Below are 12,295 nucleotides of genomic sequence, written 5' to 3'. Positions count from 1 at the left end.
TGGTATCGGGGTGACGGCTACATCTCAGAGATCGTCATCCCCGCGTCCGCATTGAAAACGGTACCCGCCATCATCGAACCCCGACGGCGGGCAGCTAGCGGGCTGCAAGCAAGGCTAAAGGCCCTTATTCAGTCAGTCCCTAGGGTAAACAAGGGGCAGAAAAAACCTTCCTCAGCGCCTAAACTTCCAACATTAGAACTTTAGGAGTATACAGTGACATGCAGGCCCGGCAGCGGTTAGCCAGGCTTCACCTTTTGCGCTGGACGCTTCTATTCCTCCGGCGCGTTGCCGSCGYMGCTCTGAGTTTSCCGCCGKWCCGGCGTGCCTCTTCTGCCTCATCAAAGGACACTTTCCGTCCACTGTTTCACCTCCTCTAACAAACGGAGACAACTCATGAATGCAAGAATTCTCGCGCAGCCCACCACGTCTACCGGCGCCCTCCTGCCGCTGCCCGCCCTGCCGCAGGACAAGCTCCTGACCGTCAACATCGAGCAGATCCCGCTGATCAAGGATGTCTTTCCGGGCATCCACATCAAGCCGCTGCGCCTGGACCCGGAGCGCGGAGAGTGGGTCTTCATGGCCATAGTGGAACCCGGTTGTTCCCTGCCGATTCACTACCACACCGGAACGGCGCAGGTGTGGACGATCCAGGGCTGCTGGAAGTATCGCGAGTACCCCGACCAGCCGCAGACGGCGGGCTCCTACCTGTACGAGCCCGGCGGCTCGGTGCACACCTTCTACACCCCCGAGGACAACACCGAGGACACGATCACCATCGCCTGGATCGAAGGCGCGCAAGTGAGCTTCAACGAGGACGGCACGTTCCACTCGCTCAATGACGCGCTTTCGATCCAGTACGCGATCCACGCTCTCGCGGCGGCGCGCGGCATCGGACCGGTGCCCTACGTCYGCGGCAACGGCGCCGACGTTGTCAAGGAATAAAAAGCGACTTACACCATGGCAGGCCGCTCGTCGGCCTGCGCGGTGCCGTTCCTCTGCTCCTTATAGACCAGCGTGTACGACACCGATCAGATCAATCAGTGACGATCCATCAATCCGCGAGATTGAGAGAGTGCAACATGAGAATGATCAAAGCCCAGAGGATGCCGATACTGCCGATGCTGATGTTCCTCGTGTTGCTGGCGACGCCGCTAGCCGCAAGAGCCTGGGAACGCGGCAAGGTTGAGACATTCGCCACTTTGCCCTCGGGGGAGGCGCATCCAGAGGGGATCGCCGTGGACCGCGAAGGCAACGTCTACGTCGTCACGGTGGCGGTGGAAAAACCCAGGACGAGCGAGGGTGCGCTTCTTGTGTTCGACCCGCAGGGCAAGCACCTGCGCACTGTCAGCATCAAGGGCTCGAGCCGATTGTTGCTTGACCTCGGCTTCCATCCTCRCACGGGCCAGTTGCTCGTCGTCGACTACAAGGGCGCGAAGGTCCTGAGCGTCGATCCCAGAACGGGGGCCTCGTCCGTATTCATGACGGTCACCGGYAAGAACCCCGGCCTCGACGGATTGACGTTCGACCCCGCCGGAAACGTCTACGTGACCGACGCCCACCAGGGCATCATCTGGAAGGTCGGACCCGACGGCGGCGAAGCATCGGCATGGGTCACCAGCGCGCTGCTGAAACCCACGCGGATCCCACCGACCATCGGCGCCAATGGCTTGGCGTTCAACAACAAGAATACAGCCTTGTTCGTCGCCAATACGGCGAACGACATCGTTGTCAAGATACCGCTGACAGGCTCGACGCTTGAGCCGGGCACGCCTGAAGTCTTCGTCAACCGGGTCGGCGGCGGACCCGACGGTGTGAAGATCGATGAGCACGACAACCTCTGGATCGCGTGCAACCAGTCCAACGAGATTCTCGTGCTCGAGCCGACGCAGGGCCGGGTGATTGCCAAGCTCGGCGACTTCGGCGGTATCGATCGCGAGGGGGCACCCAAAGGCTTTCTCTGGTCGAACAGCCTCGTCTTCCATGGCGGCGACGTTCTTGTCACCAACCTCTCGCTCGATATCGAGACGTCCCTTCCGCTGCTCAGTGACGAGCTTGGCCTGGCGCATCTCGTGGGCAAGAATCTGCGCACCATCGATGGTCCCTGGGCGCAAAGGGTGAAGATCCACACAATCTCGAAAATCAAGAAGCGGATACCAGAACTCGACGGCGGGCCCCAGTAGACCATCGGCCAGATGTCTCCCCCGTCAGCCAGCGCGCGGCACTTGACCTACCTTCCGCCTATTCGATAGGTCGACTTATAGAACGATGTGCTCGGCTGCCGGTTCAACACCGGCCAGGCAGGGAACGGCGGCCTCGGGGCCAGCCGTCATACATTGACCCACCGAGATGAGATGGATATGAAGAAAGACGAGACAACGGGGCCGCTGGCCGGCGTGAAAGTGGTTGACATCACGTCAGTATTCATGGGGCCCTCTGCTACCCAGATGCTGGCCGACCTGGGCGCCGACGTGATCAAGGTCGAGTCTCCGACCGGAGATAGTACGCGCGGCATAGGTCCTTGCGGCGATGAAAAGCTGGGGCCGCTCTTCCTGGGCCTGAACCGCAACAAGCGCAGCATCGTACTTGACCTGAAGGCGCCCGAGGGGCGCGAGGCCCTGCTTTGCCTGGTACGGGATGCTGACGTGCTGGCCTACAACGTGCGCCCACAGGCCATGCAGCGGCTGGGGCTGGACTATGAAACGCTATCGGCCATCAATCCGCGCCTGGTCTATGTCGGCATGTTCGGCTTTTCGCAGCGCGGACGCTACGCGCCCCAGGCTGCCTTCGATGATCTGATCCAGGCCGCAACCGGCCTGCCGCAGGCCGTTTCGCTGGGCAGCGGCGACAGTCCTCGATATCTGCCAATCACCATCGCGGATCGCTCGGTGGGGCTCTATGCTTTCGGCGTGATCTGTGCCGCCCTGTATTCGCGGAGGAGCACCGGCAAGGGCCAGCGCGTTGATGTCCCCATGTTCGAGACCATGGTTCCCTATGTGATGGGAGACCACCTGTATGGCGAGACCTTCGTTCCGGCAAAGGGCGGCTTCGGCTATCCGCGCCTGCTCTCGCCCGAGCGGCGCCCATACAAGACGAGGGACGGACATGTCTGCTGCCTGATCTATCACGATCATCATTGGCGCGCCTTCCTCCAGGTCATTGGCAAGCCGGAGTTGTACGACACCGATCCGCGCTTCGCCAACATGAACACCCGCACCGCCAACATCACCGAATTGTATGCGATGGTCAGCGACGAAATGGCCAAGCGCACCACCGAGGAATGGCGCACCCTGCTAAAGGAGGCCGATGTTCCGGTCTTCCCGATGCACACGTTCGAGTCACTGCTGGACGATCCCCATTTGCGGGATATCGGTTTCTTCAGCGAATCGGACCACCCAGCCGTCGGGCGTATCCGGGAGATGGCGGTGCCCAGCGAATGGCATGGCACCCCACCGACAAGCCGCCGCCATGCACCCGGCCTGGGTGAGCACAGCCGTGAGGTACTGCGTGAGGCCGGCTACGACGAGGCCTCCATCGATACGCTGTTCGCGTCAGGCATCTCCAGGGATGGGTCAAAAGCGCAACGAACCGAAGGAGAAGCTCCCCATGAATGATGAACTGCTGTGCGAGGTCCGGGACGCAGCACTCTACCTGACCATCAACCGGCCGGAGCGCCGCAATGCCATCACGCCGGGGGTGCTGCAGGGACTTCGCGAGGGCATCCTGCGCGCCGATCGCGATGCCGACATCCGCGCTGTGGTCATTACGGGAACGGGCGAACAGGCATTCTGTGCCGGCGCCGATCTGCAGACCGGTAAATCGTTCACGTTCGAATACGCGGATCCCTACCAAGGGATGGCCGACCTGTTCCGCTGCGCCAGGCAGTCAACAGTGCCGCTGATCGCGCGGGTCAACGGGGCCTGCATGGCGGGTGGCATGGGACTGATGGCGATGTGCGACCTGGCGGTCGCGAGCGAAGGCGCCTTCTTCGGCCTGCCGGAGGTCAATGTGGGCCTGTTTCCGGCGCAGGTCCTGAGCGTGCTGCAGCATCTGCTGCCACGTCGCAGGCTCACCGAACTCTGTCTGTGCGGCGAGCCGATTTCGGCGAGGGAAGCGCTGGCCGCCGGACTGGTCAACTACGTCAGCGACGATCTCGACGCGGAGATGGACCGTTTGCTGGCCCGCATGCTGAACAAATCGCCCGCCGCCATCCGTCGCGGGCTGTACACGCTCAAGCATATGGAAACCATGTCGTTCGAGCAATCCATGGCGTTCACGGAAAGCCAGATAGGGCTGTTTGCACTGACCGAAGACGCGCGCGAAGGCCAGTTGGCATTCCGCGAGAAGCGCCAGCCGATGTGGACTGGCAGATAGGGAGATAAGCATGAACACGAAAAGGGTACGCATTGGCGGTGCTTCGGGCTTCTGGGGCGACAGCAGCGTCGGCGCGCCACAGCTTGTGCGGCACGGCGATATCGATTACCTGGTGTTTGACTATCTGGCCGAACTGACCATGTCGATTCTGGCCGCTGCCCGATTGCGCAAGCCGGAACTGGGTTACGCCACCGACTTCGTGACGGTGACAATGAAGGCCCTGATCGGAGAGATAGCCGCACGCGGGATCCGCGTGGTCAGCAACGCCGGCGGCATGAACCCGCACGGGTGTGCGCAGGCCATTGCCGCTCTGGCGGCGGAACAGGGCCTGACGCTGCGCATTGCCGTGGTGGAAGGCGATGACGTGATGCCCCTGCTCCCACAGCTGCGCGAAGCCGGTGTGCAAGACATGCAGCAAGGCCGCCCCTTGCCAGAGCACGTGGTCAGCGCCAATGCCTATCTGGGCGCGTTGCCGATCAGGCAGGCGCTGGACCAGGGGGCCCAGATCGTCATCACCGGACGCTGCGTGGACAGTGCCGTGACACTCGGGGTGCTGATGCACGAGTTCGGCTGGCGTGCGGACGACTATGATTGCCTGGCCCAAGGCAGTCTGGCCGGCCACATCATCGAGTGTGGGTGCCAGGCAACGGGCGGCTTGCATACCGACTGGGAAAGCGTCCCGGACTGGCACGACATCGGCTACCCGGTGGTCGAGTGCCATGCCGACGGCACCTTCGTTGTCGGCAAGCCCCCCGCCACCGGGGGACTGGTCAATACCGCCACGGTCGGCGAGCAGGTGCTGTACGAGATCGGCGACCCGGCCACCTACCTGCTGCCAGACGTCACCTGCGATTTCACGCAGGTAACCCTTCGGCAGGCCGCACCGGACCAGGTGGAAGTAAGCGGCGCACGCGGGCGGGCCCCGAGCAATGCCTACAAGGTCTGTGCCACTTATGTCGACGGCTTTCGCTGCAACGCGCAGCTTTCCATCGTCGGCGTCGACGCGGTCGCCAAGGCGGAACGCACGGCTGAGGCGATCCTTGCCCGCACGCGCAAGCTTTTCGGGGAGAACGGGTGGGGGGACTACAGTCGCACCCGGATCGAGGTGCTGGGAGCAGAGTCCTGCTTTGGGCCACATGCTGCCGTCCGGCACACCCGCGAGGCGGTGATGCGGCTGGCGGTCATGCATCCCGAGAAGGCGGCGCTGGAACTGTTCGCGCGGGAAATTGCAGCGGCGGGGACCAGTTGGGCGCCGGGCACCACGGGCTCGACGGGTGGGCGTTCCAGTCCCTCGCCATCGATCCGCCAGTATGCATTCCTGCTCGACAAGAGCGCCCTGATCCCGGCGGTGGTGATGGACGGCGCACGCAGCGGCGTCACCGTTCCTTCGGGCAGCCCGGCGGCATCGGTCGCGCCCGCGGCACCTGCAGTCGCTGAACAAACGGGCGCCGGCCCTGCGGAACACGATACCGTCGAAGTTCCGCTGATACGGCTCGCCTATGGCCGTAGCGGCGACAAGGGGGATACCTCGAACATCGGGCTGATCGCCCGCCGGCCGGCGTACCTGCCCGTGCTCCGGGCCGAAGTGACGGTGGCGCGCGTGGCGGACTGGCTTGGGTACCTGGTGAAGGGGCCGGTGACATGCTACGACCTGCCCGGCTTCGACGCCATGAACTTTGTCTGCGAGTCGGCGCTGGATGGCGGCGGCATGGCCTCGCTGCGGAATGATCCGCTCGGCAAGGGCATGGCGCAGATCCTGCTCACCATGCCGGTAAGCGTGCCGCGGGGGCTGTTGTCATGACGAGGAATGCGCCCAACGCAGCTGCCAACGAGAGTATCATCCTCGCCGACGACGGCACTGGCGGCGTGACGCGATATCGCCAGCTGGCCAGCGTCATCCGACACAAGATCGTTTCGGGGGAGTACCCGGTGGGCATGCAGCTGCCAACCGTGGACAGCCTAGCGCAAACCCACGGGATCGCCAAGGTCACCGTGCGCCAGGCCTTTGCCGCGCTGACGGAAGAGGGACTGGTCAGCAGCCAGCGCGGTCGTGGCACGCACGTCATCAAGCAGCCACCAGAACCCGGACAAGGGCTGCGCTCCGCCATCAATGACGAATCGGCCCATGGCAGCGAGTTGGAAATCCGCATCCTGGAAATGCGCGAGGGCGTGGCCTTGCGGCCGGGCCTGGTCCGGCGTGGCACGCCGCTGGACAGCTATGTAATGGTGCGCAAAATGCATATACATGGCGGGACGCCATTCTGCCTGATCGAGATGTATGTAGCCTCGTCGGTCTTTGCCCGCTTTCCCCGCGGTGCCGAAAAGCACCACAAGCTTGGTCATCTGCTGCGCCAGGTCGAAGGTGACCGCCTTGGCATGATGCAGCAGACCATGACGGTTGAGCCGGCCGACTATATCCTGGCACGCGATCTCGCCTATGGCTTCGGGGCGCCAATCGCCAGGATCATCCGATCGACGCTGGACGTCGACGGCAATGTGCTCCTGGCAGGGCAGTTCTGGTATCGCGGCGACCGTTTCATCCTGGATGTGGAGATGCCAGCCAAGCTGACCGAGCACTACCCGGCGCTGGCCATCCCTGACAGCCGCCGCTGAGCGCAACAGACCTTCACCATTCGAACAAGGAGACATCGGAATGACATCATCCTATGTACGGAGGGCCACCGACGTGGCCGCGTACGCGCCGGCCAACCACACGGGAACGGCAAACCAGCGCATCATCGGCAAGGAGACTGTCGGCGCGCGCCGGCTCGAGGTCCTGCTGGGCACGATTTCCCGGGGCCACGGCGCGTTGCCGCACGCACACCCGGACCTCGAACAGGCGTCGTTCCTGCTCGCCGGCGAGGGTATCGGCGAACTACCCGGTAAGCAGCGCATCTTGCGCGCAGGGGACTGGAGCTTCAACGCGGCTGGCGTCTTCCATCGCTTCGAGGTCATCAGCGACGAACCGGTGCAGGTGATGGTGGTCTACGCTCCGCCATATAGCGAAAACCCGAACGCAGCAGTGACCGCGAGCGGCCCGGACGACCCGCGCCTTCAGGCCGGTGCCGCCGATGTCCGCGACGTTCCAACCAGCACCGAAGCGATCGCGCTGGCGCACTACCGTGCCGCGCTCGTCAGGCCGGTCATCACACGCCAGACCGTCGATTCCCGGTATCTCGACATCTACATGGTCGACCTTGATCCAGATGGCGGCGCCGAGCCGCACAGGCTTGGCGAGACCGAGCAGGTGCTCTTCGTGCGCAGCGGCACGCTCCATGGGCGCATCGAAGGGGAGCGCTTCGCCGCCGGGACTGGGGAGTGGGTCTACGTTCCCGACGGTGCGGAGCTCAGCCTCGAATCGGCGGACGAGATGCGCGAGCTGATTGTCATTCGCGCACACGATCCGCTGACCTGACGCAAGCTCGGCCAAGTGAATCAATCAGATCCCAAGATGCGGGAGGAGACAAGATGATCCAGCGATTTCCCCGGCGACGCGTGCTCGCCCTGCTGTTCGGACTAGCCGCTGCTTGCGCGGCGTCGCAGCTGGTGTGGGCAGCTGGCCTGAACGAGTATCCGGACAAACCGATCCGTGTGGTGGTGCCGTTCCCTGCAGGCAGTGGCACGGACAACACCGCGCGCTACATCGCGCGAAACGTCACCGCCCAGACCGGCCAGTCCGTGGTCGTGGAAAACCGCCCCGGTGCCAACGGGTTCATCGCGGCCACGGCGGTCGCGAGAGCGCCCGGAGATGGCTACACGATGCTCATCACGACAAATACCACCCACGCGGCCAATGCGTCCCTGTTCAGGAAGCTGCCCTATGATCCCATCAAGGACTACGCGCCGGTGTCGTTGATCGCCAAGAGCGGATTGGTCTTGGTGGTGCCATTCGACAGCCCCGTGCAGAAGGTGGCCGATCTGACCACGCTGGCGAAAAGCCGGCAAGGCAAGATGACCTTCGCCAGCGGCAGTTCCTCCACCCGGGTCGCCAGTGAGCTCTACAAGATCATGAGCGGCGCACCGGCACTGCATGTGCCCTACAAGGGCGTGCCGCAGGCCCTGACCGACTTGATGGGCCACCAGGTCGACTTCATGATTTCCGACATCAATCCAGCCCTGCCCCTGATCCAGAACGGCAAGCTGCGCGCAGTCGCCGTGACCACGTCCAGGCGCCATCCCCTGCTCGACAATGTCCCGACCATGGCGGAAAGCGGCCTGCCGGGGTACGAGATGACGGCTTGGGTTGCTGCCTTCTTCCCTGCCACTACGCCAAAACCGGTCATCGCGCGTATGAGTCAGCTGATTCTGCAGGGGCTGACCAGCCCGGCGGCTACCGAACACTTCAGCCAGACTGGAGGCCAACCCTCCCCATCGACGCCAGAAGAGTTGGCGGCGTTCGTGCGCAGCGAAACCGCGAAATGGGCTGAGGTGATCAAAGCCGCCGGCATCCAGCCGGAATAGCCCGCACCTTCGGCGGCCCGAGAATACTCGGCCGGACAGTCCGGGCAGTGCTGGTATTGCATGGACCAGGACTTCGAAGGTGACCCGATCCAACTGATTGGCACTTGTCACGACCAGCGCCAGGGGAACACCGCGCCAATCTGCGACCGTATCGGACGCCTCACCAAGCGCCTGAGCACCTGCAGCGATCCGAAGGGCCAGCCACGTGTCGTCGGCAAACGCCTCCGCGAGCCTGGTCAGACTGCTTACGTCAGCTCTTCCAACAGTACTTTGGCATCTTGCCAGTCGACGGTATCGAACCCCTCGGTGAATGTGCCATGAATACCGGCCAGGATCGAGCGCGCAGCATCCGTCTTGCCGCAGCGTTGCCATAACCGGGCCACGCTCAGCGCGCCTTTCAGCTCGACTGACCTGGCTCCCTGGTCATGAGCAGTGGCAATAGCCGCCTGAAAACATGCTTCGGCTTCTTTGGCCCTGATGGACGAGCCGGCTTTGTCGCCGGACAACATCAGAATCAGTTCCCCCTTGAGCCGAAGCAGAACCGGCTCAGCGAACCGCTCGCCCGTGTTCTTCACCAGAGCCAGCGCCTCACTCAGCACAGCAAGCCCTGCCTCGGCTTGCCCTGCCTTTTCATAAGCGTTGGCGAGCAGTCCCAGAAGCCTYGGCCGACCCAGTGTCGCTCCGGTGGCTTCGTGGGCGCGGAGGCCTTGTTGTATTTGCGCGATGCCCTCCTCATGACTACCCTGCTCGGCCAGCGCCCAGCCGCGCAGGATCGTTCCCCAACCCAGATAGAGGGGGAACCCCTGGTCGCTTGAAAGCGCGATGGCGGCGTCTGCGTACTCCCGCGCCAGTTGCACATCGCGCCGGTACTGGTGCAATTCGGCCGCGAAGATCAGGCACAAGGCAAGGCCGAACGGATCAGAGGACTTTCTGGCCAGCGCCAGCACTTCCTCGCTGCGCGCACGCGACTGGTCCGGCAAGCCCAGAAACCAGAGCGTCCAGCTTAGCGTGCTCCCGATATGAAGGGCGAGGTTCGGCGCATAACGTAGAAGTTTGCTGTATGTTTTCCGATCGGGGCGGTGCAGTGCCAGCGCCTGCTCCATGTGGGTCCGGGCCATCCTGATCTCGCCCAGACGGAACAAGGTGGCGCCGAGAATGCGGTGCGCCTCCGCGAGCTGTTCCGGATCTTGTTTATCCTGCGCGAGACCGAGCAGCCGCTGCGCCAAGGCGTGTGCAGTACTGAGTTGCGCACGCAATAGATAAAACGACCACAGTCCTAACTGCGCCGAGAAGATCTGCGGTATTTCCCCGCCCTGTTCGCACAAGGCCAATGCACGCGTGTAGGTCTCCTCCACCTCTGGCGCACCATAGCCTCGAGCGGCCATCCAGGCAGGACCGAGGGTCAGCAGCAGGGTGAGTTCCTCGCGTGCGCGTTCGGGGGTGTCTGCCAAGGACTTGAGCAGTTCGAGGGCTGCACTGAGATGATGAATCGCTTCAAGCTGTGCTGAACGCTGCAAGGCTTGCTGGCCCGCCAGATGCAGGTATTCGATGGCCTTCGGCACATTGCCACTCTTGCTGTAATGGTGAGCCAGTTCGCTGCAATAGTCCTTCAGCCGGCCTGGAAACAGTGTCTCGATGGCCCGGGCCGTGCGTTCATGCAGCACACTGCGCTGAGCGGTCAGCAGGGAGTTAGCGGCCACCTCCTGGGTAAGCGCGTGTTTGAACGCGTATTCCACTTCCGGGAAAGCGGGACGCTCGTAAATGAAATCGCCGGCCTGGAGGTCACCCAGAAGCGGGCGCAGTTCCTCTTCCGGTTGCGCTGTGACATGCTGGATCAGACTTAAGGGAAACTCTTTGCCGATGATCGCAAGGGTCTGCAGCAAGTCCTTCTGGGCGACGGGGAGCCGGTCGATACGGGCGGCGAGCACGCCCTGCACGGTCGTCGGAATATGAAATGACAAAGGGGCGTTCTCGATCCGGTAGCTGCCGGGCTGACCAAGCAAGACGCTCTCCTCGGCCAGCGTCTTGACGACTTCCTCAATAAAGAACGGGTTGCCCTCCGTCTTCGCCAGGATAAGCAGCTTCAGGGGCACGAGCGAGGGATGGTCTCCCAGCAGGGCCGTGAGCAGGCCCTGTGCCTCCGCTTGCCCCAGCGRTTCCAGTTGCAATTGGGTGTAGTAAAGTTTCCCGCCCCAATCATGCACGTATTCCGGACGGTAGTTGACGAGCAGAAGCAGCCTGGTACGCTGCACATGCTCGATGAGGATATTGAGAAAGGCCTCGGTCTCGCTGTCCAGCCATTGCAAGTCTTCGAAGAAGACCATCAGCGGCTGATTCTGGCTCTCACGCACCAGTAGCCGTGCAATGGCTTCGAAGGTGCGGTGGCGCCGGATGGTGGCATCCATCTTGGGCAGCGCCGAGCCCGCTTCGCTGATACCGAGCAGGTAAAGCAGATAGGGCAGATGGTCCTCCAGTGTGCGATCCAGGGTCAGCAACCTGCCGGTGACTTTCTCGCGATACAGCCGTTCGTCATCTTGCGCGGTGATCTGAAAATAGTTTCTCAACAGGTCGATCAAAGGCAGATAGGGAAAGGCCTTGCCATGCGAAACCGAGAAGGTTTCGAGCACCATGCAGCCCCGCTGCGAGCGCGCCTTGAATTCGTGGTACAGACGCGACTTGCCGACACCCGCCTCGCCCACCACCCCGACGATCTGCCCTCGCCCAGCCCTGGCCGACTCCGACGCCTCCTGCAAGCGCTCCAATTCGGCCTGGCGGCCGACAAACCGCGCCAGACCGCGATGGGCCGCCACTTGCAGGCGCGTGCGCATGGCGCCGAGGCCGAGCACCTCATAGACCGCAAGCGGGTCCCGAATGCCCTTTACGTGGGTGGTCCCGAGGCCCTTGAACGCGAAGTACCCCTCGGTCAGCTTATGGGTCGACTCGCTAACGAGGATCGACGACGGTGTTGCGACGCCTTCCATCCGGGAGGCGATATGGATCGTGTGCCCCACCGGGTCGTAGTCCGCGCGCAAGTCATCCTTGCGGATCGAGCGCACCACCACTTCGCCGGTATGGATGCCAACCCGGATCTGCAGCGGGACCCCCTGCTCCAGACGGTACCGGTCACCATGGCGGCGCATCACTTCCTGCATGCGCAGCGCCGCGTACAACGCCCGCAAGGGGTGGTCCTCGTGGGCAATCGGCGCGCCAAACAGCGCCAGGATGCCGTCGCCCAGGCATTTGGCAACGTATCCCTCGTAGTGATGCACGGCCTCCATCATCAGCGCGATCACGGGGTCGATCAGCCCGCGTGCCTCTTCGGGGTCCAGGTCCTGGATCAAGGCGGTCGAGCCGGCCATGTCCGCAAACAGCGCCGTAATGGTCTTGCGTTCGCCGGCAGCCTGTCCCCTGGCCTCCATCGCGGCTTGCTCGGCGAGGATGCGTTCGGCGAGATGGGGCGGCG

The 12,295-nt window shown here is 63.2% G+C and carries 9 protein-coding genes; 8 read left to right on the top strand and 1 reads right to left on the bottom strand.

Annotated features, from left to right (window positions below; genetic code table 11):
* Positions 1-393: 393 nt before the first annotated feature.
* The 8 genes from AC1DKD_RS15230 (at position 394) to AC1DKD_RS15195 (ending at position 8,832) form a co-directional block, all read left to right on the top strand.
* On the top strand, positions 394-942 hold the full coding sequence (locus tag AC1DKD_RS15230) for a 2,4'-dihydroxyacetophenone dioxygenase family protein (protein WP_477143423.1): 549 nt from the start codon (positions 394-396) through the stop codon (positions 940-942).
* A 143-nt stretch (positions 943-1,085) separates the two neighbouring features.
* Positions 1,086-2,180: an SMP-30/gluconolactonase/LRE family protein gene (locus AC1DKD_RS15225; protein ID WP_477143422.1), complete on the top strand. Its 1,095-nt coding sequence runs from the start codon at positions 1,086-1,088 to the stop codon at positions 2,178-2,180.
* A 177-nt stretch (positions 2,181-2,357) separates the two neighbouring features.
* Positions 2,358-3,611 carry a CaiB/BaiF CoA transferase family protein gene (locus AC1DKD_RS15220; RefSeq protein ID WP_441630887.1) on the top strand — a complete coding sequence of 418 codons (1,254 nt, stop codon included), beginning with the start codon at positions 2,358-2,360 and terminating at the stop codon, positions 3,609-3,611.
* Positions 3,604-4,371, top strand: coding sequence for an enoyl-CoA hydratase/isomerase family protein (locus AC1DKD_RS15215; protein WP_477143421.1), 768 nt, complete (start codon positions 3,604-3,606; stop codon positions 4,369-4,371). The genes AC1DKD_RS15220 and AC1DKD_RS15215 overlap by 8 nt, the downstream gene beginning before the upstream one ends.
* Before the next feature lie 10 nt (positions 4,372-4,381).
* Entirely contained in the window at positions 4,382-6,172 is a 1,791-nt protein-coding gene (locus tag AC1DKD_RS15210) for an acyclic terpene utilization AtuA family protein (protein WP_441630836.1), read from the top strand.
* Positions 6,169-6,984, top strand: a complete 816-nt coding sequence (locus tag AC1DKD_RS15205; RefSeq protein WP_441630834.1) for a GntR family transcriptional regulator — start codon at positions 6,169-6,171, stop codon at positions 6,982-6,984. The genes AC1DKD_RS15210 and AC1DKD_RS15205 overlap by 4 nt, the downstream gene beginning before the upstream one ends.
* A 40-nt stretch (positions 6,985-7,024) precedes the next feature.
* On the top strand, positions 7,025-7,786 hold the full coding sequence (locus AC1DKD_RS15200) for a cupin domain-containing protein (protein WP_441630832.1): 762 nt from the start codon (positions 7,025-7,027) through the stop codon (positions 7,784-7,786).
* Between the two features lie 53 nt (positions 7,787-7,839).
* Positions 7,840-8,832, top strand: a complete 993-nt coding sequence (locus AC1DKD_RS15195) for a Bug family tripartite tricarboxylate transporter substrate binding protein (RefSeq protein ID WP_441630830.1) — start codon at positions 7,840-7,842, stop codon at positions 8,830-8,832.
* Between the two features lie 245 nt (positions 8,833-9,077).
* Here AC1DKD_RS15195 and AC1DKD_RS15190 read toward each other — a convergent pair.
* On the bottom strand, positions 9,078-12,295 hold a 3,218-nt coding region (locus tag AC1DKD_RS15190), incomplete at its 5' end, for an AAA family ATPase (protein ID WP_477143420.1).

This window comes from Cupriavidus sp. 05T313, assembly GCF_056396665.1.
This window is presented reverse-complemented; position numbering and strand designations above follow the sequence as displayed.

Bases quoted from the DNA above. Each gene is read 5' to 3' on its own strand.
- AC1DKD_RS15220 (WP_441630887.1), top strand. From the start codon at position 2,358: ATGAAGAAAGACGAGACAACGGGGCCGCTGGCCGGCGTGAAAGTGGTT.
- AC1DKD_RS15210 (WP_441630836.1), top strand. From the start codon at position 4,382: ATGAACACGAAAAGGGTACGCATTGGCGGTGCTTCGGGCTTCTGGGGC.
- AC1DKD_RS15195 (WP_441630830.1), top strand. From the start codon at position 7,840: ATGATCCAGCGATTTCCCCGGCGACGCGTGCTCGCCCTGCTGTTCGGA.
- AC1DKD_RS15200 (WP_441630832.1), top strand. From the start codon at position 7,025: ATGACATCATCCTATGTACGGAGGGCCACCGACGTGGCCGCGTACGCG.
- AC1DKD_RS15215 (WP_477143421.1), top strand. From the start codon at position 3,604: ATGAATGATGAACTGCTGTGCGAGGTCCGGGACGCAGCACTCTACCTG.
- AC1DKD_RS15205 (WP_441630834.1), top strand. From the start codon at position 6,169: ATGACGAGGAATGCGCCCAACGCAGCTGCCAACGAGAGTATCATCCTC.